At 67.2% G+C, this 20,988-nt stretch carries 20 protein-coding genes; 18 read left to right on the top strand and 2 right to left on the bottom strand.

What is annotated here, in order from left to right; genetic code table 11:
* Positions 1-57: 57 nt before the first annotated feature.
* The 16 genes from nuoG to sugE all read left to right on the top strand — a co-directional run bounded on the left by nuoG (position 58) and on the right by sugE (position 16,089).
* Complete coding sequence (gene nuoG / locus O9344_RS09220; protein WP_298475584.1) at positions 58-2,133, top strand: NADH-quinone oxidoreductase subunit NuoG; 2,076 nt, start codon at positions 58-60, stop codon at positions 2,131-2,133.
* A 7-nt stretch (positions 2,134-2,140) separates the two neighbouring features.
* Positions 2,141-3,160 (top strand): NADH-quinone oxidoreductase subunit NuoH, encoded by a 1,020-nt coding sequence (gene nuoH / locus O9344_RS09215; RefSeq protein ID WP_298475581.1) that lies wholly within the window; start codon positions 2,141-2,143, stop codon positions 3,158-3,160.
* A gap of 10 nt (positions 3,161-3,170) precedes the next feature.
* Complete coding sequence (locus tag O9344_RS09210; protein WP_108177320.1) at positions 3,171-3,428, top strand: hypothetical protein; 258 nt, start codon at positions 3,171-3,173, stop codon at positions 3,426-3,428.
* A gap of 13 nt (positions 3,429-3,441) precedes the next feature.
* Positions 3,442-3,942, top strand: a complete 501-nt coding sequence (nuoI, locus tag O9344_RS09205; RefSeq protein ID WP_108177318.1) for an NADH-quinone oxidoreductase subunit NuoI — start codon at positions 3,442-3,444, stop codon at positions 3,940-3,942.
* A 131-nt stretch (positions 3,943-4,073) separates the two neighbouring features.
* The gene (locus O9344_RS09200) at positions 4,074-4,679 is read left to right on the top strand and encodes an NADH-quinone oxidoreductase subunit J (RefSeq protein WP_298475573.1); all 606 of its coding nucleotides are present in this window, start codon (positions 4,074-4,076) and stop codon (positions 4,677-4,679) included.
* A 3-nt stretch (positions 4,680-4,682) separates the two neighbouring features.
* Complete coding sequence (nuoK, locus tag O9344_RS09195) at positions 4,683-4,994, top strand: NADH-quinone oxidoreductase subunit NuoK (RefSeq protein ID WP_108177314.1); 312 nt, start codon at positions 4,683-4,685, stop codon at positions 4,992-4,994.
* Positions 4,995-5,001: 7 nt separating this feature from the next.
* Positions 5,002-7,086: an NADH-quinone oxidoreductase subunit L gene (gene nuoL, locus O9344_RS09190; RefSeq protein ID WP_298475566.1), complete on the top strand. Its 2,085-nt coding sequence runs from the start codon at positions 5,002-5,004 to the stop codon at positions 7,084-7,086.
* Entirely contained in the window at positions 7,086-8,609 is a 1,524-nt protein-coding gene (locus O9344_RS09185) for an NADH-quinone oxidoreductase subunit M (protein ID WP_298475563.1), read from the top strand. Before nuoL ends, O9344_RS09185 begins: the two co-directional genes overlap by 1 nt.
* A 13-nt stretch (positions 8,610-8,622) precedes the next feature.
* Positions 8,623-10,059 (top strand): NADH-quinone oxidoreductase subunit NuoN, encoded by a 1,437-nt coding sequence (gene nuoN, locus O9344_RS09180; protein WP_298475559.1) that lies wholly within the window; start codon positions 8,623-8,625, stop codon positions 10,057-10,059.
* A 160-nt stretch (positions 10,060-10,219) separates the two neighbouring features.
* Positions 10,220-10,993, top strand: coding sequence for a biotin--[acetyl-CoA-carboxylase] ligase (locus O9344_RS09175; protein ID WP_298475556.1), 774 nt, complete (start codon positions 10,220-10,222; stop codon positions 10,991-10,993).
* Between the two features lie 2 nt (positions 10,994-10,995).
* Complete coding sequence (locus O9344_RS09170) at positions 10,996-12,681, top strand: ribonuclease J (protein ID WP_298475552.1); 1,686 nt, start codon at positions 10,996-10,998, stop codon at positions 12,679-12,681.
* Positions 12,682-12,731: 50 nt separating this feature from the next.
* Positions 12,732-13,136 (top strand): methylmalonyl-CoA epimerase, encoded by a 405-nt coding sequence (gene mce / locus O9344_RS09165; protein WP_108177304.1) that lies wholly within the window; start codon positions 12,732-12,734, stop codon positions 13,134-13,136.
* Positions 13,133-13,405: a DUF1467 family protein gene (locus O9344_RS09160; RefSeq protein WP_298475546.1), complete on the top strand. Its 273-nt coding sequence runs from the start codon at positions 13,133-13,135 to the stop codon at positions 13,403-13,405. The genes mce and O9344_RS09160 overlap by 4 nt, the downstream gene beginning before the upstream one ends.
* 477 nt (positions 13,406-13,882) lie before the next feature.
* Positions 13,883-15,208, top strand: a complete 1,326-nt coding sequence (proS, locus tag O9344_RS09155; protein ID WP_298475543.1) for a proline--tRNA ligase — start codon at positions 13,883-13,885, stop codon at positions 15,206-15,208.
* Positions 15,209-15,211: 3 nt separating this feature from the next.
* On the top strand, positions 15,212-15,640 hold the full coding sequence (locus O9344_RS09150; RefSeq protein ID WP_298475540.1) for a GNAT family N-acetyltransferase: 429 nt from the start codon (positions 15,212-15,214) through the stop codon (positions 15,638-15,640).
* Positions 15,641-15,768: 128 nt separating this feature from the next.
* Positions 15,769-16,089 (top strand): quaternary ammonium compound efflux SMR transporter SugE, encoded by a 321-nt coding sequence (sugE, locus tag O9344_RS09145; protein ID WP_298475537.1) that lies wholly within the window; start codon positions 15,769-15,771, stop codon positions 16,087-16,089.
* 308 nt (positions 16,090-16,397) lie between these two features.
* On the opposite strand, the gene O9344_RS09140 is transcribed toward sugE, so the two are convergent.
* Complete coding sequence (locus O9344_RS09140) at positions 16,398-17,501, bottom strand: kelch repeat-containing protein (RefSeq protein ID WP_298475534.1); 1,104 nt, start codon at positions 17,499-17,501, stop codon at positions 16,398-16,400.
* A gap of 120 nt (positions 17,502-17,621) precedes the next feature.
* Here O9344_RS09140 and O9344_RS09135 point away from each other — a divergent pair, with 120 nt between their 5' ends.
* A complete protein-coding gene (locus O9344_RS09135; RefSeq protein WP_298475530.1) occupies positions 17,622-18,365 on the top strand; it encodes a VWA domain-containing protein in 744 nt (247 codons plus the stop codon).
* A 6-nt stretch (positions 18,366-18,371) separates the two neighbouring features.
* On the top strand, positions 18,372-19,091 hold the full coding sequence (locus O9344_RS09130; RefSeq protein WP_298475527.1) for a DnaJ domain-containing protein: 720 nt from the start codon (positions 18,372-18,374) through the stop codon (positions 19,089-19,091).
* Positions 19,092-19,125: 34 nt separating this feature from the next.
* On the opposite strand, the gene O9344_RS09125 is transcribed toward O9344_RS09130, so the two are convergent.
* Positions 19,126-20,730, bottom strand: a complete 1,605-nt coding sequence (locus O9344_RS09125) for a D-alanyl-D-alanine carboxypeptidase (protein ID WP_298475524.1) — start codon at positions 20,728-20,730, stop codon at positions 19,126-19,128.
* Positions 20,731-20,988: the final 258 nt, after the last annotated feature.

The raw sequence follows: 20,988 nt of genomic DNA, 5'->3' as shown, positions 1-20,988 counted from the left end.
GACGATGCCGGGGCGCCCGCAAGGGCGGTTCCGGCGAAGACCGGATGGAATGAGCCGATGGCGAAGGTGATCGTCGACGGGCAGGAGATCGAGGTACCGGCCGAGTACACGCTGATGCAGGCGTGCGAGGCGGCGGGCGCCGAGATTCCGCGCTTCTGCTACCATGAGCGGCTGTCGATCGCCGGCAATTGCCGCATGTGCCTCGTCGAGGTGAAGGGCTCGCCGAAGCCGATCGCCTCCTGCGCCCAGAACGTGCGCGACCTGCGTCCCGGCCCGAATGGCGAGCCGCCAGTCATCAACACCAAGACGCCGCTGGTGAAGAAGGCGCGCGAGGGTGTGATGGAGTTCCTGCTCATCAACCACCCGCTGGACTGCCCGATCTGCGACCAGGGCGGCGAGTGCGACCTGCAGGACCAGGCCATGGCCTATGGCGTCGACAAGTCGCGCTATGCCGAGAACAAGCGCGCGGTCGAGGACAAGTATATCGGCCCGCTGGTGAAGACGGTGATGACGCGCTGCATCCACTGCACGCGCTGCGTCCGCTTCACCACCGAGGTCGCCGGCATTTCCGAGCTGGGCCTCATCGGTCGCGGCGAGGATGCCGAGATCACCACATATCTCGAGCAGGCCATGACCTCGGAGCTGCAGGGCAACGTGGTCGACCTCTGCCCGGTCGGCGCGCTGACCTCCAAGCCCTTCGCCTTCAATGCCCGGCCCTGGGAACTCCTCAAGACCGAGTCCACCGACATGATGGATGCGGTCGGCTCGGCGATCCGCGTCGACACCCGCGGCCGCGAGGTCATGCGCGTGCTGCCGCGCCTCAACGAGGCGGTCAACGAGGAGTGGATCTCCGACAAGACCCGCCACGTCGCCGATGGCCTGCGCACCCAGCGCCTCGACCAGCCCTATATCCGCGAGAACGGCCGGCTGCGCCCCGCCGCCTGGCCCGAGGCCTTCGCCGCCATCGCCGCCAAGGTGAAGGCGACGGCCCCTGCGAAGATCGGCGCCATCGCCGGCGACCTCGCCACCCTCGAGGAAATGTACGCGCTGAAGGGCCTTGTGACCGCCCTCGGCTCGGCCAGCATCGACGGCCGGCAGGACGGGGCGAAGCTCGATCCGGCGCTCGGCCGCTCGTCCTACCTCTTCAATCCCGGCATCGCCGCGATCGAAGAGGCCGACGCCATCCTCCTCGTCGGCACCAATCCCCGCCGCGAGGCGCCGATCGTCAATGCCCGCATCCGCAAGCGCTGGCGCATGGGCGGCCTGAAGATCGGCGTGATCGGCGAGGTCGTCGATCTGACCTACACTCATGATTATCTCGGCGCCGGTCCGGAGACGCTCGCCGACGTAGTTGCCGGCAAGCATTCCTTCGCCGAGGTGCTGAAGGGCGCCAAGAAGCCGCTGGTGATCGTGGGGCAGGGGGCTCTGACCCGCGCCGACGGCGCGGCGGTCCTGTCGCTCGCCGCCCATGCCGCGACCGCTTTCGGCGGTATCGCCGAAGGCTGGAACGGCTTCGCCGTGCTGCACACCGCTGCCTCCCGTATCGGCGCGCTTGATCTTGGCCTGGTGCCGGGCGACGGCGGGCTCGATGCCGCCTCCATGGCGACCGGCGGGGTGGACGTGCTGTTCAGCCTCGGCGCCGACGAGATCGCCATCTCGGACGGTCCCTTCGTCGTCTATATCGGCACCCATGGTGACCGCGGCGCGCATCGCGCCGACGTCATCCTGCCGGCCGCGACCTATACCGAGAAATCGGGCCTCACCGCCAACACCGAGGGCCGCATCCAGGCGGTCAACCGCGCCGGCTTCCCGCCGGGCGATGCCAAGGAGGACTGGGCCATCCTGCGCGCCCTGTCCGACGTGCTCGGCGTCAAGCTGCCCTATGACTCGCTCGCCCAGCTGCGCGCGGCCATGGCCAGGGACTTCCCCCATACATTGCGCGTCGGCGCGCTGCCGGCGGCGGATGGCGCGGCCATCGGCGCGCTCGCGGCCCGCGGCGGCAAGGTGGAGGCGCAGCCCTTCGCCGCCGCCATCGCGGATTTCTACATGACCAACCCGATCGCCCGTGCCTCGGCGACGCTGGCCGAGTGCTCGGCCATCGCCAAGGGCGCGCACCAGCAGGCGGCGGAGTGAGGCGGCGATGAACGAATTCTGGACCTTTATCTGGCCGCTCCTCCTCATCGCCATCCAGAGCCTGGCGCTGATGCTGGGCCTCCTGGTCTTCGTGGCCTTCATCCTGCTCGCCGATCGCAAGATCTGGGCGGCGGTGCAGCTGCGCCGCGGCCCCAATGTCGTCGGCCCCTTCGGACTGCTGCAGAGCTTCGCAGACCTCCTGAAGTTCGTCTTCAAGGAGCCGGTGGTGCCATCCGGCGCCAACAAGGGCGTCTTCCTGCTGGCGCCCTTCGTCTCGGTGCTTCTGGCGCTCGCCGCCTGGGCGGTGATCCCGATCGCCGACGGCTGGGCGGTGGCCGACCTCAATGTCGGCATCCTCTTCATCTTCGCGGTCTCGTCGCTGGGCGTCTATGGCGTCATCATGGGCGGCTGGGCCTCGAATTCGAAATACCCGTTCCTCGGCGCCCTGCGCTCGGCGGCGCAGATGGTGTCCTATGAGGTCTCCATCGGCTTCGTCATCATCTGCGTGCTGCTCTGCGTCGGCTCGCTGAACCTCTCCGCCATCGTCAAGGCGCAGGACAAGGGCATCGGCCTGTTCGGCTGGTTCTGGCTGCCGTTGTTCCCCGTCTTCGTCATCTTCTTCATCTCGGCGCTGGCCGAGACGAACCGTCCGCCCTTCGACCTTCCGGAAGCGGAATCGGAGCTCGTGGCCGGCTTCATGGTGGAGTATTCCTCCACCCCCTACATGATGTTCATGCTGGCCGAGTACGTGGCGATCATGACCATGTGCGCGCTCACCGTGATCCTGTTCCTCGGGGGCTGGCTGCCGCCGTTCCCCTTCGCGCCCTTCACCTGGGTGCCGGGCGTGATCTGGTTCGTGCTCAAGGTCAGCCTTGTCTTCTTCATGTTCGCGATGGTGAAGGCCTTCGTGCCGCGCTACCGCTACGACCAGCTCATGCGGCTCGGCTGGAAGGTGTTCCTGCCGATCTCGCTGGTGATGGTCGTGGTGGTTGCGAGCGTGCTGCAGCTTACCGGCTGGGCGCCGTAAGGGGCTCGCCATGGAGGGGCTGGCCAATCCTGCTGCGCTCCTCGGTGCCCTGGTGGGCGCTGCGATCGGCTGGGTGGACTACCGGATCGTCTCGGGTCTGTTGGTCCGCAAGCTGAGGGAAACAAACCGCTCGGCGACGCCCGCCGAGCATCAGGACTACGAGCGCCGGATCGTGCTGGCGCAACGGATCCTGATGGTGGTCATCGTGCCCGCCTTCGCGGGCCTGGGTTACTGGCTCGGTCGCACGCTCAGCGGCTGGGGCATTTGAGGAGAAGAGGTCCATGGCGTCGACGTTCAAGCTCGACCGCGCGGCCAAAGCCCTGTTCCTGACGGAGTTCGTCTCGGCGTTCTTCCTGTCGATGCGCTATTTCTTCAAGCCGAAGGCGACCATCAACTACCCCTTCGAGAAGGGCCAGATCTCGCCGCGCTTCCGGGGCGAGCACGCGCTGCGCCGCTATCCCAACGGCGAGGAGCGCTGCATCGCCTGCAAGCTCTGCGAGGCGATCTGCCCGGCCCAGGCCATCACCATCGAGGCCGGGCCGCGCCGCAACGACGGCACGCGCCGCACGACCCGCTACGACATCGACATGGTGAAGTGCATCTATTGCGGCTTCTGCCAGGAGGCCTGCCCGGTGGATGCGATCGTGGAAGGTCCGAACTTCGAATTCTCGGTGGAGACCCGCGAGGAGCTCTACTACGACAAGGCACGGCTTCTGGCCAATGGCGACCGCTGGGAACGCGAGATCGCCGACAGCCTCAAGAAGGACGCGCCCTACAGGTGACGCCAGCGGGGGACGGGCAGGCGGTTCGCCGTCTGGACGCCCCCCAAACAGGACTTTAAGAGAGGCGCGCGCAGGGCTCCCCCTGAGTCTTCAACAAGCGCGCCCTCGCAACGAACGGGGCAAAGGGGCAGATGCTCGCCGGTCTCTTCTTCTACCTCTTCGCCGCCGTCCTGGTGGCATCGGCCTTCATGGTCATCGCGGCGCGCAATCCCGTGCACTCCGTGCTGTTCCTGATCCTTGCCTTCGTCAACGCCTCCGGCCTTTTCGTGCTGATGGGGGCCGAGTTCCTGGCGATGATCCTGGTCGTCGTCTATGTCGGCGCCGTCGCGGTGCTCTTCCTCTTCGTGGTGATGATGCTCGACGTCGACTTCGTCGAGCTGCGCCAGGGCTTCCTGCAGTATCTGCCGGTGGGCGTTCTCATCGGCCTCGTGGTGCTGGCCGAGCTGTTCATGGTGATCGGCGCCTGGACCATCGGCGGGGCGGCGCCGAAGACCATCACCGCGCCCATCCCCGGCGGCATCACCAATGCCGAGGCGCTGGGGCAGGTGCTCTACACAAAGTACGTCTATTTCTTCCAGCTTTCGGGCCTCGTCCTGCTGGTCGCCATGATCGGCGCCATCGTCCTCACGCTCAGCCACAAGGCCGGCGTGAAGCGGCAGGACCCGGGCGCCCAGGCGGCCCGCACGCCTGAGACGGCCATCGCCGTCGTCAAGGTGAAGACGGGCGAGGGGGTCTGATCCATGGCGACCATCGGCCTTTCCCACTACCTCTCGGTGGCGGCGATCCTGTTCACCCTCGGGATGCTCGGCATCTTCCTCAACCGGAAGAACATCATCGTCATCCTGATGTCGGTCGAGCTCATCCTGCTCGCGGTGAACATCAACCTCGTCGCCTTCTCCACCCATATGGGCGATCTCGTCGGCCAGGTCTTCGCGCTGCTGGTCCTGACGGTGGCCGCGGCGGAAGCCGCCATCGGCCTTGCGATCCTCGTCGTCTTCTTCCGCAACCGCGGCTCGATCGCGGTCGAAGACGTCAACATGATGAAGGGCTGACCGGTCCATGTATCAGGCCATCGTCTTCCTTCCCCTCGCGGGCTTCCTGATCGCCGGGCTGTTCGGCCGCGCCATCGGCGCGCGCGCTTCCGAGATCGTCACCACGGGCCTGCTCGGCATCGCCGCGCTGCTCTCCTGGGTCGCCTTCTACCAGGTCGGCTATGCCGGCCAGTCCACGACCATCGAGCTGTTCCGCTGGATTGCGGCCGGCTCGCTCAACGTCAACTGGACGCTGCGCATCGACACGCTGACCGCCGTCATGCTGGTGGTGGTGAACTCTGTCTCCTTCCTCGTGCACCTCTATTCCATCGGCTATATGCACGAGGATCCGGATCGGCCGCGCTTCTTCGCCTATCTGTCGCTTTTCACCTTCGCCATGCTCATGCTGGTGACGGCGAACGACCTCCTGCAGATGTTCTTCGGCTGGGAGGGCGTGGGCGTCGCCTCCTATCTGCTGATCGGCTTCTGGTACAAGAAGCCCTCGGCCAATGCCGCGGCGATGAAGGCCTTCATCGTCAACCGCGTCGGTGATTTCGGCTTCCTGCTCGGCATTTTCGGCCTCTACACGCTGACCGGCTCCATCGGCTTCGAGGCGGTGTTCGGCGCCGCCCAGGGCCTTGCCGGCAAGACCATGGAGTTCCTCGGCTACAAGGTCGATGCGCTCACCGTCGTCTGCCTGCTCTTGTTCATGGGCGCCATGGGCAAGTCGGCGCAGTTCCTGCTGCACACCTGGCTCCCCGACGCCATGGAGGGGCCCACGCCGGTTTCCGCCCTCATCCACGCGGCGACCATGGTCACCGCCGGCGTCTTCATGGTGGCGCGCCTGTCGCCGGTCTTCGAATATGCGCCGATCGCCCTGCAGGTGGTCATGTTCTTCGGCGCGACGACGGCCTTCTTTGCCGCGACCGTCGGCCTCGTGCAGAACGACATCAAGCGCGTCATCGCCTATTCGACCTGCTCGCAGCTCGGCTACATGTTCGTGGCGCTGGGGGCAGGGGCCTATTCGGTCGGCGTCTTCCACCTCTTCACCCACGCCTTCTTCAAGGCCCTGCTGTTCCTCGGCGCCGGCTCGGTCATCCACGCGATGCACCACGAGCAGGACATCCGCCGCATGGGCGGCCTCGCCGGCCACATCAAGTTCACCTATGCGATGATGGTCATCGGCACGCTGGCGCTGACCGGTTTCGGCCTGCCGTTCCTCCATATCGGCTTCGCCGGCTATCACTCGAAGGACGCGATCATCGAGGTCGCCTATGCCGCCCACGGCGCCATGGGCCCCTATGCCTTCTTCATGACGGTGATCGCGGCGCTGATGACGTCGTTCTATTCCTGGCGCCTGATCTTCAAGACCTTCCATGGCGAGCCGCGCTGGGCCCATGCCGATCATGGTCATGACGCCCATGCGGCCCACGACGATCATGCGCATGCGCCCCATGGCGCCCATGACGACCACGCCAAGGCAGGGCATGACGACCACGCGCATGGCGGCCATGGCCACGGCCATGCCCACCAGCCGCATGAGAGCCCGCTGGTCATGCTGATCCCGCTCGGCGCGCTCGCCGTCGGCGCGGTCTTCTCCGGCGTCGTCTTCGCCAAGAAGTTCGCCTACGAGGATGGGATCAAGTCTTTCTTCCGCGACTCCATCTTCATGCGGCCGGAGAACCACATCATCCATAACTTCCACGCGGTGCCCGGCTGGGTGCCCTGGACGCCCTTCGTGATGATGGCGCTCGGCTTCGCGCTTGCCTGGTACATGTATATCAAGCGGCCGGACGTGCCCGAGCAGCTCGCCCGCGAGCATCAGGGGCTCTACAAGTTCCTGCTCAACAAGTGGTACTTCGACGAGCTCTACGACCGGATCTTCGTCCGGCCTGCCCGCTGGCTCGGCCGGTTCTTCTGGAAGAAGGGTGACGGCTGGCTCATCGACGGCTTTGGCCCCGATGGTATCGCCGCCCGCGTCGTCGACATCACCCGCGGGGTGGTGCGGCTGCAGACCGGATACCTCTACCACTATGCCTTCGCCATGCTGATCGGGGTCGCGGCCCTCGCCACCTGGTTCATGTTCTCCGGCGGCGTCGGAGGAGCGCACTGATGTCCAACGCCCCGATCCTCTCCATCATCACCTTCCTGCCGCTGCTCGGCGCGGCGCTGGTCCTCATGGTGCGCGGCGACGACGAGAATGCCCGCCGCAACGTCCGGATGATCGCGCTCTTCGCGACGATCGTGACCTTCGGCCTGTCGATGATCCCGGTCTGGCAGTTCAATCCGGCCACTGCCGAGTTCCAGTTCGTCGAGAAGGCGGCCTGGCTTGGCGGTGTCATCAGCTACCGCATGGGCGTCGATGGCATCTCGCTGCCGCTCGTCATCCTGACGACCTTTCTCATGCCCTTCTGCATCCTCGCCTCGTGGGTCTCCATCGAGAAGCGGGTGAAGGAGTACATGGTGGCCTTCCTGGTGCTCGAGACGCTGATGATCGGCGTCTTCTGCGCCCTCGACATCGTCCTCTTCTACCTGTTCTTCGAGGCCGGCCTCATCCCGATGTTCCTCATCATCGGCATCTGGGGCGGCAAGCGGCGCATCTACGCCTCGTTCAAGTTCTTCCTCTACACGCTCGCCGGCTCGCTGCTCATGCTCCTCGCCATCATGGCGATGATCTGGACGGCCGGGACCTCGGACATTGCCGAGCTGCTGAAGACCGGTCCGAAGCTGTTCTCGCGCGACATGCAGTTCTGGCTATGGCTCGCCTTCTTTGCCTCCTTCGCGGTGAAGATGCCGATGTGGCCGGTGCACACCTGGCTCCCCGACGCGCATGTCGAGGCGCCGACCGCCGGCTCGGTCATCCTCGCCGGCGTGCTCCTGAAGATGGGCGGCTACGGCTTCCTGCGCTTCTCGCTGCCGATGTTCCCGGAGGCCAGCGCCTTCTTCGCGCCGATGGTCTTCGCCCTGTCCGTCATCGCCATCATCTACACCTCGCTGGTGGCGATGATGCAGGAGGACATCAAGAAGCTGATCGCCTATTCCTCCGTCGCCCATATGGGCTTCGTGACCATGGGCATCTTCGCCGGCAATGCCGAGGGCATCCAGGGCGCGGTGTTCCAGATGATCTCGCACGGCATCGTCTCGGGCGCGCTCTTCCTCTGCGTCGGCGTCGTCTATGACCGTATGCACACCCGCGAGATCGCGGCCTATGGCGGCCTCGTGAACCGCATGCCGATCTACGCCGTCATCTTCATGGTCTTCACCATGGCGAATGTCGGCCTGCCCGGCACCTCGGGCTTCGTCGGCGAGTTCCTCACCCTCATGGGCACGTTCAAGGCCTCGACGACGGTGACTGTCCTGGCGACGACCGGTGTCATCCTCTCGGCATGCTATGCGCTCTGGCTCTACCGGCAGGTGATCTGGGGGGAGATGACCAAGCCCTCGCTCAAGACCATCACCGACGTCGACAAGCGCGAGCTGACCATTCTTGTGCCGCTGGTGGTGCTGACCATCTTCTTCGGCATCTATCCGCGGCCGATCCTTGCCACCTCCGAGGTGGCGGTGAACGCGCTCGTCGAATCCTACAAACAGGCGAATGCGACGGCCGGCCGTGCGGTCGCCGCGCAGTCGCGCTGAGGGAACAGCGATCATGAACGCTCCGGTCCTCAACCTCGCGCCGCTCATCCCCGAGCTGATCCTCGCCCTCGGCGCCATGGCGCTGCTGATGTACGGCGTCTTCACCGGCGATCGCTCGGTCCGCACCGTCACCTACGGGGCGATCGCGCTGCTCATCGCTGCCGCCATCGCCGTGCTGGCTCTCGGTTCCGCGCCGCAGACCGCCTTCAACGGCTCCTTCGTCTTCGACGCTTTCGCCCGCTTCATGAAGGTGCTGGCCTTCCTCGGCGCGGCAGTCGCCCTGATCCTGTCTCAGGACTTCCTCGCTCGCGAGAAGATCGAGAAGTTCGAGTTCCCGATCCTCATCCTCCTGTCGACCACCGGCATGGGCGTGCTGATTTCGGCCGGCGACCTGATCGCGCTCTATATGGGCCTCGAGCTCATGTCGCTGGCGCTCTACGTCATCGCCTCTATCCACCGCGACAATGCCCGCTCGACCGAAGCCGGCCTGAAGTACTTCGTCCTCGGCGCGCTGTCCTCGGGCATGCTGCTCTATGGCTGCTCGCTGATCTACGGCTTCACCGGCACGGTCTCCTTCACCGGCTTCGCGGCGGCCCTCAAGGGCGGCCCGATCGGCCTCGGCCTCGTCTTCGGCTTGGTCTTCCTCATCGCCGGCATGGCCTTCAAGGTCTCTGCCGTGCCGTTCCACATGTGGACGCCGGACGTCTATGAGGGCGCGCCCTCGCCGGTGACAGCCTTCTTCGCCGCCGCCCCGAAGGTCGCGGCCATCGCCATCTTCGCACGGGCGCTGACCACCGGCTTCCCCGGCGCAACGCACCAGTGGCAGCAGATCGTCGTCTTCGTCTCGGTCGGCTCCATGCTGCTCGGCGCCTTTGCCGCTATCGGCCAGAGCAATATCAAGCGCCTGATGGCCTATTCCTCGATCGGCCATATGGGTTTCGCGCTTGTCGGCCTGTCGGCCGGCACGGCGGCGGGCGTCCAGGGCGTCGCGGCCTATATCGCCATCTACATGATCATGACGCTCGGCACCTTCGCCTGCATCATCGCCATGCGGCGCGGCGACGAGCCGGTGGAGACGATCGAGGACCTCGCGGGCCTGTCGCGCACCAATCCGTTGATGGCGGCAGCGCTTGCCGCGCTCCTGTTCTCGCTCGCCGGTATTCCGCCGCTCGCCGGCTTCTTCGCCAAATGGTACGTTTTCGCCGCCGCGATCGAGGCCAAGCTCTACATCCTTGCCGTCATCGGCGTGCTCGCCAGCACGGTCGGGTGCTACTACTACCTGCGCATCGTCAAGATCATGTATTTCGACGAGCCGGCGCCGGCCTTCGCCCCCATGCGTGCCGAACTCAAGGTGGTGCTGGTGGCATCCGCCCTGTTCAACACGTTCTTCGTCTTCTATCCGGCGCCGCTGGTGGCGGCGGCCGCTGCTGCCGCGCGGTCGCTCTTCTGACCCCTCCGGCCGGGCGAGCCGGCCGCGCTGGTGCCATGGATTGCGAAGGCCGGGCTTGTCCCGGCCTTTCGCCGCTTATAGGACTGCCTGATACCGCCGGGTGCCAGATTGCCCCGCCGCCTCGCGGACGCTCCGTTCGCCCCACCGACGCAGGATCACGTTGCTCACTCTCTCCGACACCGCCACCGCGGCCGGCTTCCGTCTCGTTCATCTCGCCGAGATCGGCTCCACCAATGCCGAGGCGCTGGCGCGCGGGGCTGACGGCGACCGCGGCCCGACCTGGTATGTCGCTGACCGGCAGGTGGCGGGGAGGGGGCGTCTCGGCCGCTCCTGGACCGGCTTCGAGGGCAATCTCTTTGCCACGCTGCTGCTCACCGATCCCGCGCCGACCCAGCGCATCTCCCAGCTCTGCTTCGTCGCGGCGCTGGCCCTCGACGATGCCCTGCTCACGCTTGCCCCTGACCTCGAATATCGCTTCAAGGTGAAGTGGCCGAACGACGCGCTGCTCGACGGCGCCAAGGTTTCGGGCACGTTGATCGAGGCAACGACGCGGGGGACGACGACGCAGGTCGCCATCGGCATCGGCGTCAATGTCGCCCATCATCCCGCCGACACGCCTTATCCGACCACCAGCCTCGCGGCGGCCGGCATCGCCGTTGCTCGCGACCAGGTCTTCGCGGCGCTCTCGCGCTCCATGGTGACGGCGCTCGCCATCTGGCGGCGTGGCGATGGCTTCGATGCCATCCGCGCCGGCTGGCTCGCCCGCGCCCACAATCTCGGCGGCCCGTTGGTCGTCAGGACCGACGAGCGCCGCATCGAGGGTGTCTTCGTCGGCCTCGACCGTGACGGACGCCTTCTCCTCGACACGCCGGACGGCCGCGAGACGATCACCGTCGGCGACGTCTCTCCCGCCCTCGCCGGACTGATGCACTGACCATGGCCAAGCGTTCCTCCACCGGACCCGCCGAGGAGTTCGTCTTCTGCCCCCTCGGGGGCGTCGGCGAGATCGGCATGAACTTCTCGCTCTACGGCTTCGGCTCGCCGGCCAAGAAGGACTGGATCGCCGTCGATTGCGGCGTCTCCTTCGCCGGTCCCGACCTGCCGGGCATCGACCTCGTCATGCCGAATCCCGGCTTCATCGCGCGGGAGAACAAGCGCCTGCGTGCGCTCATCATCACCCATGCCCACGAGGACCATGTCGGCGCGGTCGCGGACCTGTGGCCGCGGCTTGGCTGCCCGGTCTATCTCACGCCCTTCGCGGCGGCGATGCTGGAAGCCAAGAAACTCAACGAGCCCGGCGCGCCGAAGATGCCAATCCACATCATCGGTCCCGGGCAGGTGATCGCGGTGGGGCCGTTCTCCTTCGAGATGATCGCGGTCGCCCATTCGATCCCGGAATCGACCTCGCTCGCCATCCGTTCACCGCTCGGCCTCGTCATCCATACCGGCGACTGGAAGATCGACCCCACCCCGGTCCTTGGCGACAAGACCGATGAGGCGCGGTTCCGGGCGCTGGGCGACGAGGGCGTTCTCGCCATGATCGGCGATTCCACCAATGCCATCCGCGATGGCGTCTCGCCGTCGGAGCGCGAGGTGGCGGCGGAGCTGGAACAGATCATCCGCGGCGCGAAGGGCAGGGTGGCGGTGACCACCTTCGCCTCCAATGCCGCCCGCGTGCGCTCGGTCGCCGAGGCCGCCATGCGCTGCGACCGGCAGGTCGTGCTGGTTGGCCGCGCCATGGAGCGGGTCATGTCGATCGCGCGCGAACAGGGAATGCTCGACGGCATCCCGCCCTTCGTCAGCGTCGAATCCTATGGCTACCTGCCGCGCGAAAAGGTCGTGGCGGTGCTGACCGGCAGCCAGGGCGAGCCGCGGGCGGCGCTCGCCCGCATCGCCAATGACGACCATCCCGAAGTGACGCTCACCCCCGGCGACACCGTCATCTTCTCCTCGCGCACCATTCCCGGCAACGAGAAGGCGGTGGGCGGCATCATCAACGCGTTGGTCAAGCAGGGCGTGAAGATCATCACCGACCGTGACGCGCTGGTGCATGTCTCCGGCCATCCGCGGCGCGGCGAGATGGAGCAGATGTACAATTGGGTGCGGCCGAGGATCGCCATTCCCGTCCACGGCGAGCCCTACCACATGGCCGAGCACGCGGCCCTGGCGAAGCGCATGGGCGTCAAGGAGGTGCTGCTCGCCAATGACGGCGATGTCATCCGCCTCGCGCCCGGCGAGGCTGATGTGGTCGATACGGTGACGGCGCAGCGCCTGTTCAAGGACGGCTCGATCCTCGAGGAGGAGGCGGCCCGCACCGTGCCGGAGCGGCGGCGGCTCGCCTTTGCCGGAATCGTCTCTGTGGCCATCGCCATGGATGAGCGCGGCCAGATCGTCGGCGACATCCAGTTGGACATGGCGGGCGTACCGGAGAAGGACGCCATGGGCGACGATCTCGGCGAGCTCGTCGAGGAGACTGTGATCGACTGCGTCGAGGGCCTGCCCAAGGCCCGCCGGCGCGATCCCGACGCCGTCGCCGAGAGCGTCACCCGCGCCATCCGCGGTACGCTGAACGGACGGTGGGGCAAAAAGCCGACGTGCCACGTGCTGGTGGTGACGGTATAGAATCGGGGCGACGGGAGCCGAGATCCGTCGCTGCCGCGAAGGAGCCTTTGATGATCGGACGCCTCAACCACGTCGCCATCGCCGTCCGCGACCTTGAGAAGGCCAGCGCCCTTTATCGCGACACGCTGGGGGCCAAGGTCACCGCGCCGGTGGCGCAGCCGGCCCATGGCGTCACGGTCGTCTTCGTCGAGCTGCCGAACACCAAGATCGAGTTCCTCCAGCCGCTCGGTGCCGACAGCCCGATCGCCAAGTTCCTCGACAAGAACCCGGACGGGGGCATCCACCACGTCTGCTACGAGGTCGACGACATCATCGCCGCGCGCGACCACCTGAAAGCGCAAGGGGCGCGCATCCTCGGCGATGGCGAGCCGAAGATCGGCGCCCATGACAAGCCGGTGCTGTTCCTTCACCCCAAGGACTTCAACGGCACGCTGGTGGAGCTCGAGCAGGCATGAGCATCGTCGCCGCCGCCGCCATCTATTTCATCATCTGGTGGCTCGTGCTCTTCGCCGTGCTGCCCTTCGGCGTGCGCTCTCAGCACGAGGCCGGGGACGTGGTGCCGGGGAGCGATCCCGGCGCACCGCAGCGCACCGCGATGCTGAACAAGGTCATCATGACCACGATCGTCGCCACGATCGTCTTCGGCCTCTACTACACCAACTACACGCTGGGCCTCATCACGCTCGACGATATCCCCCTGATCCCGCGTGCTTTTCTCAATTGACACGGGCGTGACGGAGCGGCGCGCGTCGTTTCGCAAGGGGAGATCCGTATTCTCCCGGATGATCCACCATGCACTTTTTTTCGCCATGGCATGCACAACTTGGTGACAAACCAATTTTCGTGTTCTAGCCTCCCTTTGCTGCAAGAAAGAGGCCTCTGCGTTCCAACGCTCGAAGGTCTAACGGCTCAGGTCTTGGGAGGAAGACCCCCCGGGGCGAAGGTTCGGGAGAACCGGCGTCACGGGATATAAAAAGGGGACGGCAGGCGCGACCAAACGCGACGCCGATCCTCACGTGAATACCCTGGTAGAGGCGGGATCATTGATCCCGCCTTTCCTTTTTCCGGCAAACGAACGCGAGGGAAGGTGGCCGCAATGGCCTCTCCCGGCTTGCGTCGTGGCGCAAAAGAGGGTCAATTCCCGCCTCCCGCGCCAGCCCCCGCGCATGGCGCCGCCATCCATCCGCCTTCGAGGTCTTCGATGCGTCTGTCCCGCTATTTCCTGCCGATCCTGCGCGAGACGCCGAAGGAAGCCGAGATCGTCTCCCACCGCCTGATGCTGCGCGCCGGCATGGTCCGCCAGGAGAGCGCCGGCATCTATGCCTGGCTGCCGCTGGGCCTGCGCGTGCTCAACAAGGTGCAGCAGGTCATCCGCGAGGAGCAGAACCGCTCCGGCGCCATCGAGCTCCTCATGCCGACCATCCAGTCGGCGGACCTGTGGCGCGAGAGCGGCCGCTACGACGCCTATGGCAAGGAGATGCTGCGCATCAAGGACCGGCACGACCGCGAGATGCTCTTCGGCCCTACCAATGAGGAGATGATCACCGAGATCTTCCGGGCCTATGTGAAGAGCTACAAGGACCTGCCGCTGAACCTCTATCACCTCCAGTGGAAGTTCCGCGACGAGGTGCGGCCGCGTTTCGGCACCATGCGCAGCCGAGAGTTCCTGATGAAGGACGCCTATTCCTTCGATCTCGACAAGGCCGGCGCTGTTCACGCCTACAACAAGATGTTCGTCGCCTATCTGAGGACCTTCGACCGGCTCGGCCTCAAGTCCATCCCGATGCGCGCCGATACCGGCCCGATCGGCGGCGACCTCAGCCACGAGTTCATCATCCTCGCCGAGACCGGCGAGAGCCAGGTCTATTGCCACAAGGATTATCTCGACTTCGCGGTGCCGCCGGCGGACACCAATTTCGACGATGTCGAGGGCATGAAGGCGACGGTGGCCAAGTGGACCTCGCTCTATGCCGCCACCGACGAGATGCACGAGACGGCGGCCTACGAGGCTATCCCGGAGGCCTCGCGCGTCTCGGCGCGTGGCATCGAGGTCGGCCACATCTTCTATTTCGGCACCAAATATTCCGATCCGATGGCGGCGACGGTGCAGGGGCCGGATGGCAAGCCGGTGCCGGTGCATATGGGCTCCTACGGCATCGGCCCGACCCGCGTGGTCGCGGCGATCATCGAGGCCTGCCACGACGAGGCCGGCATCCGCTGGCCGGCGGAGGTTGCGCCCTTCACCGTGTCGCTGATGAACCTCAAGCAGGGCGACAGCGCCTGTGACGCGGCCTGCGAGGAGCTCTACCGCGCCTTCGCCGCCCGCGGCATCGACGTGCTCTATGATGACCGCGACGACCGGCCGGGCGCCAAGTTTGCCACCGCCGATCTCATCGGCATCCCCTACCAGCTGATGGTCGGCCCGCGCGGCCTCGCCGAGGGCAAGGTGGAGCTGAAGTTCCGGGCGAGCGGTGAGCGTGAGCTCTTGAGCCCGGCGGATGCGGTGGCGCGTATCGTCGGGGCTTGATGGGTGAGCGACGGGGTCGACATTCGTGTTGTCGGCCCAGGCGACGCTGTCCTGTTCGCGCGCGTCGCGCCCGACGTCTTCGACGGGCCGGTCGATCCGGGCCGGCTGGCCGCCTATCTTGCGACACCGGGCCACGCGATGGCTCTGGCCCTGGCAGAGGGCGAGGTCGTCGGCCAGGTTGCGGGGGTCATCCACCGGCACCCCGACATGCCGGACGAGCTCTACATCGACAATCTCGGCGTCACGCCGGCGTTGCATCGCCAGGGGATTGGCCGAAGGCTCATCGAGGCGCTGATGGCCGAGGCGCGCCGGCTCGGTTGCCGCGAGGCCTGGGTTGCGACCGAGACCGACAACCGGCCTGCCCGAGCCCTCTACCGTCGTCTCGGCCCCACCGAGGAGACGAGGGTCGCCTACTATCTCTACGATCTCTAGGCGGGCCGGCGGTCCGACCCGGGCGGGTCTTGTCCCGCCGGTCTGGCGGTCCCACATGAGGCCCGCGGGGACGACCCCGCTCATCCCAGACTTTCGCGAGGACGACCTCGCCATGACGGAGGGCCGCCATGGCCTGGATCTATCTGTTTGTCGCCGGCCTGTTCGAGATCGGCTGGGCGATCGGGCTCAAATATACCGACGGCTTCACCCGGCCCCTTCCCACCGTGCTGACGCTCGCCAGCATGGTCATCTCGATCGGGCTGCTCGGCCTCGCCCTGAAGACGCTGCCCGTCGGCACGGCCTATGCGGTCTGGACGGGAATCGGGACGGTCGGGACAGTCGTGCTGGGTATCGCGCTGCTCGGCGACAGCGCCAGCGCGCTGCGGCTCGCCTGTATCGGCCTCATCATTGCGGGGATCGTGGGCCTGAAGGCGCTGTCGCCGGAATAACGAGTCGGATGAATCGGTTGGGCGGCGATGTTGAGACGGTGATTCCGGTTCTTCAGAGAGTGATTCAGCGGTGACGGGTTGCGGAAACGCGTTCGGAAAATGAGTCCGGATAAGGCGCGAAGTCTATGATTTAACGAGGCTCTTGCCTTTTGTCTTGTTTTCGCGCGCGTCATGCCTGGGTTTACCCCGGGCATCCACGAGTTCCCTTCAAACGGCGGATTCCAGGTCGTGGATGCCCGGCTTGAGGCCGGGCGTGACGAGCGGCGAGCGCGGAGCATTGGCGCCCCCGTAGGGACAAACCAACCGCCTCACGCCAGGCTGAACGCCTCGTGGATGGCGCTCTTCACGCCGCCGCCCATCTGCGGACCGCCGCCGGCAACATAGATCGCATCGCCGATCGCCACCGCGCCCATGCCGTGGCGGGGCGTGAGCATCGGCGCGTAGGCCTCCCAGCGATCCGCTACCGGGTCATAGGCCTCGTTCTGGCCGTAGACGCGGTTCCAGCCCTCGCCGCCCATGCAGAAGATCTTGCCGCGATAGAGCACGGCGCCATGGCCGGAGCGCGGCGTCGGCATGTGGTTGCGCGCCGTCCACTTGTCGGCCGCCGCGTCATAGGTGTGGTGGAGCACCGAATTGGTGTGGAAGCTGTCGACGCGCCCGCCGATGATGTGGATCGTGCCGTTGACGTTGACGATGCCGACATGGTCGCGGCCCAGCGGCATGGGCGCGAGCTTCGTCCAGCGGTCGTCCTTCGGGTCATAGACGAGGTGCCAGTCGATGGACTTGCGCGTCTCGAACGTGTTGCCGATGGCGCCGCCAATGGCATGGATGCGGTCGCCGATATTGATGCAGGCAATGGCGCCGCAGGCCTCGGGGAGGGGGCGGATCGCCGTCCAGCGGTCACCCTGGGCGCCCCAGACGAAGCATTCCGCATGGGGCGTCCGGTTCTGCTCGATGAAGCCTCCGATGGCGTAAAGCCGCTGTCCGGAGACGGCCACGCCGACATGGTTCGCTCCGCGCGGCACTTCCGCGGCGGTGATCCAGGCATTGGAGGCGGGATCGTAGATGTGGTGGTAGGGCCGGTCGACGCGCTGCTCGGCATAGCCGCCGACGAGGTGCATGCGGCCCTCGCGGCCAACCGCCCAGGCCATTTCGGTGCGCGGAATGGGCAAAGGCGCCCGCGGCGTCCAGCGGCCGGGATTGGCGGCCATTGGCGCCGGGCTCGTCGTATAGACCTGCTGGTGGTGGATATCGGGAATGTTGACGCGGCCGGGCGCGTTCAGGCGCTCGAACTGGCCGTCGCGGTGCGGCTGGTGCGGCGCATGGCCTGCATGGGGGTTCTGGGCCAAGGCAGGGCTTGCAAGGGCGACGACGCCCCCGGACAGCATAAGGCGGCGATCGATCCCGGACATGGCAGTCTACCTGAGCTGTCCCAAGGTTAGCGCAGCTGACGGCGGCGGCAATGGCCTCCCTGGCCTAGGCCTGCCGCTCGGCGGCTTGCAATCGACGCCGGGTCAGCCACATTCAGCGCCATGACGACGAAGAATCCTCAGGGAACCACGGGCAGTGTGGCGCGAACGGGCGCCGGAGGCGCCGTGTCCAATTCCGGCAGCGCCGCGATCTCCGCCTTCCTCAAGACGGCCGCGGCCGTCGGCCCGCCCAAGGTCGCGGGCGAGCGCGGCCGGCTGGTCTTCGCGCTCGACGCCACCGCCAGCCGCGAGCCGACCTGGGGCATGGCGCAGGAAATCCAGGGCCAGATGTTCACCGAGGCCGCGCGGGTCGGCACGCTCGACATCCAGCTCGTCTTCTTCCGCGGCATGGGCGAATGCCGCTCCTCAGGCTGGGTGGCGGATGCCGCCAAGCTCAAGGCACTGATGGGCAAGGTCACCTGCATCGGCGGCCAGACGCAGATCGGCCGGGTCCTGTCCCATGCCGCCGACGAGGCCGCCGAGCGGCGGATCCATGCGGTCATCTATGTCGGCGACGCCATGGAGGAGAGCCTCGACGACCTCTGCGCCAAGGCGGGGCGGCTCGCCATGGCGAATGTCCCGGTCTTCCTCTTCCTTGAGGGCGGCGATCCCGTCGCCGAGCGCGCCTATCGCGAGATCGCACGCCTGACCCGTGGCGCCTTCGCCCGGTTCGATCCGGGAGCGGCTGCGCAGCTTGCCGAGCTGCTGCGGGCGGTCGCAGCCTTTGCCTCGGGCGGGCGGCTGGCGCTGGCGGACGCGGCCAAGGGCTCGCGCGGTGCGCAGCTCCTCCTCGGCCAGATGGGCTGACGACGCATGACCTATTTCATCGCGGGGCTGATCGCCCTCATCGTCTTCTCGGGCGTGCTCAATCAGGTCCTTGGCGCCAATCCGAAATGGCTGTCGGCCCAGGTGAAGAAAATCGGCGGCGCTGCCGTCATCGCCTTCGGTCTGTTCCTGCTCACCCGCGGCCAGTGGGAATTGGCGCTGCCGGCCTTCCTCGCGGGGGCCTCGCTGCTGGGCTATATCCCGGGGCAGGGGATGCTCGGCGGCTGGGGTCAGGCGGGGCAGAAGACGCCGCGGCAGACCTCGTCGGTGCGCTCGCGGTTCATCGACATGGAGCTCGACATCGATACCGGTCAGATGACCGGCCGTTTCATCGCCGGGTCGCTCGCCGGCCAGCCGCTGGAACAGATTCCGGTCCCCAGGCTCATCCAGGCCTTCGGCGAGATCGACGGCGAGAGCGCCCAGCTACTCGAGGCTTATCTTGACCGCCGGGAGCCCCGCTGGCGTGAACACGCTCAGGGCGATGCGGGTCCGCGGCAGGGCGGCCCTGCGGCTACGAGCGCGATGACCGAGGAGGAGGCCTACCAGATCCTTGGCCTTCAGCCCGGGGCGAACGAGGAGGCCATCCGCGGCGCCCATCGCGCGCTGATGAAGAAGCTGCACCCCGACCAGGGCGGATCGACGTGGCTCGCCTCCCGCGTCAACCAGGCCAAGGACACCCTCCTGGATCGCCATCGCCGGACCTCCTGATACGCAGAACCAAACCGGGTTGAGGGGCGGACCGTCAGTTACGGACGGGAATGCAGTCGAAGTCCTTCGACTTCAGGGCGCGGCAGGCAGCGTCCGCCGCGGACCGGTCAAAACCGGCGAAACGCGCGCGCACCAGCGTCATGCCGCGGGCCTCGACCTTCTCGGTATAGGGATCGGCGGCGCCGAGCTGGCGGCCCGTCGCCTCGCGCGCCTCCTGCAGGGTCTCCTGCGCGGCGCTCTCGGTCGGGAAGGCACCAAGCTGGATCGACCATTCGCCGCGACGGCGCGGGGCGGTTTCCGCCACCGGGGCGGTGCCGGGCGAGGCCATCTGCACCGGCCGCGTCGCGACCGAGGCGGTGGTCAGCTGCGAGTTGTTGATGGTGCCGAGCACGCCCGGACGCGGGTTCGGATTGCCTGGCGCGACCGCCGGGGCCGGGGCGGGGGCGGGCGCCGGACGCGAGGCGGCAGTGGCGAGCATGGCGGCAGCGGCCGGCGGCGGTGCGGTCTCGGCCTGGATGATCTGGCGGTGCGGCTGGGCGCTGGCGGTCACGGGGGCCGCGGCCGAGGCGCCGGTGGAGGCGCCGCCGCGGGTCTGGCCGGCGGTGATGACGGCAGCCGCCATCGGGGTGATCGGAGCGGGTGCGGCGACCGGCTGGCCGCGGCCGGGGACTGCGACCTGTGCGGCCACCGCGATGCGCTGCGGCTGGCGCGGCGCCGGATCGGCGGCGCGGGCGATGACCGGGGCGGTGCGGGCACCGGCATAGGCGCGCGGGAAGACGGTCTCGACCAGCTGGCGCATGCGGGCGTCACGGGCACCACCGGTGCGGCCGCCCATGACCACGGCGACGATCTGGCGGTCACCGCGGCGGGCGGAGGTCAAGAGGTTGAAGCCGGAGGCGCGGGTATAGCCGGTCTTGATGCCGTCGACGCCCTCGACGCGGCCGAGCAGGCGGTTGTGATTGCGGTGGTTCACGCCGCGATAGGCGAAGGAATAGGTCTGGAAATAGCGCCAGTAGCGCGGGAAATGGTCCTGGATGGCGCGGCCGAGGGTGGCGAGGTCGCGGGCCGTGGTCATCTGCTCGGCGTCGGGCAGGCCGGAGGCGTTGCGGAAGGTGGTGCGGCTCATGCCGATGGCGCGGGCGCGCCGGGTCATCAGTTGTCCGAAGGCCTCTTCGGTGCCGGAGATGTTCTCGGCGACCACGACGGCAACGTCATTGGCCGATTTGGTGACGAGGGCGCGGATCGCCTCCTCGACGGTGATCGTCGAGCCGGCGCGCACGCCGACCTTGGAGGGCGGCTGGGCCGCGGCCTCGGCCGAGACGCGCAGCGGCGACTGAAGGGTGAAGCGGCCCGCCTCGATCTGCTCGAACAGCAGATAAAGGGTCATGACCTTGGTGACGGAGGCCGGGAAACGCTGGGCATCGGCCGCCTCGGCATGCAGCGTCTGGCCGGTCTTTGCGTCGATGACGATGGCGGAATAGGCCGGCGCATAGCCGGCATAGCGGCGCTGGCGCGCCTCGGCGGTCGTCGGTGCCGCCAGTGTCGTCGTCAGGACCGCGACTGCCGCCGCGAACCCTGCCGCCAGACCCATGGCCGAACGGTTCTTCACCGCCTGGCCGGCGCCGTTGATCGTCGCCATTACGCCACCCCTGAACTCACCTCAGCGCGGTTCCGGGGCCTTCTGGCATCCGGTCGTCGCCGTCCCTTGTGCCGGGATGGGCTGCTTCCGACCGGATCCACGGACCGGCGGCCCCGAAGGACAGCCGGCTACGCGACACCACACGCGGCGATACGCAGCCGAACTCGACACTGCGACCACCGGGACCCGGCGGCCGTTGACAAACACGGTAAGCGTTTGGGGTTGCCAGGAAGTTAAGCGGCGATTCGTCCGACGGGG

It is taken from the genome of Phreatobacter sp. (assembly GCF_027532945.1).
Classification (GTDB): Bacteria; Pseudomonadota; Alphaproteobacteria; order Rhizobiales; family Phreatobacteraceae; genus Phreatobacter.
The sequence above is the reverse complement of the archived record's forward strand: the minus strand, read 5'-3'. Positions and strand labels throughout refer to the sequence as shown.

Coding starts and splice junctions, on each gene's coding strand:
- nuoG (WP_298475584.1), top strand. CDS start 58: ATGGCGAAGGTGATCGTCGACGGGCAGGAGATCGAGGTACCGGCCGAG.
- nuoH (WP_298475581.1), top strand. CDS start 2,141: ATGAACGAATTCTGGACCTTTATCTGGCCGCTCCTCCTCATCGCCATC.
- O9344_RS09210 (WP_108177320.1), top strand. CDS start 3,171: ATGGAGGGGCTGGCCAATCCTGCTGCGCTCCTCGGTGCCCTGGTGGGC.
- nuoI (WP_108177318.1), top strand. CDS start 3,442: ATGGCGTCGACGTTCAAGCTCGACCGCGCGGCCAAAGCCCTGTTCCTG.
- O9344_RS09200 (WP_298475573.1), top strand. CDS start 4,074: ATGCTCGCCGGTCTCTTCTTCTACCTCTTCGCCGCCGTCCTGGTGGCA.
- nuoK (WP_108177314.1), top strand. CDS start 4,683: ATGGCGACCATCGGCCTTTCCCACTACCTCTCGGTGGCGGCGATCCTG.
- nuoL (WP_298475566.1), top strand. CDS start 5,002: ATGTATCAGGCCATCGTCTTCCTTCCCCTCGCGGGCTTCCTGATCGCC.
- O9344_RS09185 (WP_298475563.1), top strand. CDS start 7,086: ATGTCCAACGCCCCGATCCTCTCCATCATCACCTTCCTGCCGCTGCTC.
- nuoN (WP_298475559.1), top strand. CDS start 8,623: ATGAACGCTCCGGTCCTCAACCTCGCGCCGCTCATCCCCGAGCTGATC.
- O9344_RS09170 (WP_298475552.1), top strand. CDS start 10,996: ATGGCCAAGCGTTCCTCCACCGGACCCGCCGAGGAGTTCGTCTTCTGC.
- mce (WP_108177304.1), top strand. CDS start 12,732: ATGATCGGACGCCTCAACCACGTCGCCATCGCCGTCCGCGACCTTGAG.
- O9344_RS09160 (WP_298475546.1), top strand. CDS start 13,133: ATGAGCATCGTCGCCGCCGCCGCCATCTATTTCATCATCTGGTGGCTC.
- proS (WP_298475543.1), top strand. CDS start 13,883: ATGCGTCTGTCCCGCTATTTCCTGCCGATCCTGCGCGAGACGCCGAAG.
- sugE (WP_298475537.1), top strand. CDS start 15,769: ATGGCCTGGATCTATCTGTTTGTCGCCGGCCTGTTCGAGATCGGCTGG.
- O9344_RS09140 (WP_298475534.1), bottom strand. CDS start 17,501: ATGTCCGGGATCGATCGCCGCCTTATGCTGTCCGGGGGCGTCGTCGCC.
- O9344_RS09135 (WP_298475530.1), top strand. CDS start 17,622: ATGACGACGAAGAATCCTCAGGGAACCACGGGCAGTGTGGCGCGAACG.
- O9344_RS09130 (WP_298475527.1), top strand. CDS start 18,372: ATGACCTATTTCATCGCGGGGCTGATCGCCCTCATCGTCTTCTCGGGC.
- O9344_RS09125 (WP_298475524.1), bottom strand. CDS start 20,730: ATGGCGACGATCAACGGCGCCGGCCAGGCGGTGAAGAACCGTTCGGCC.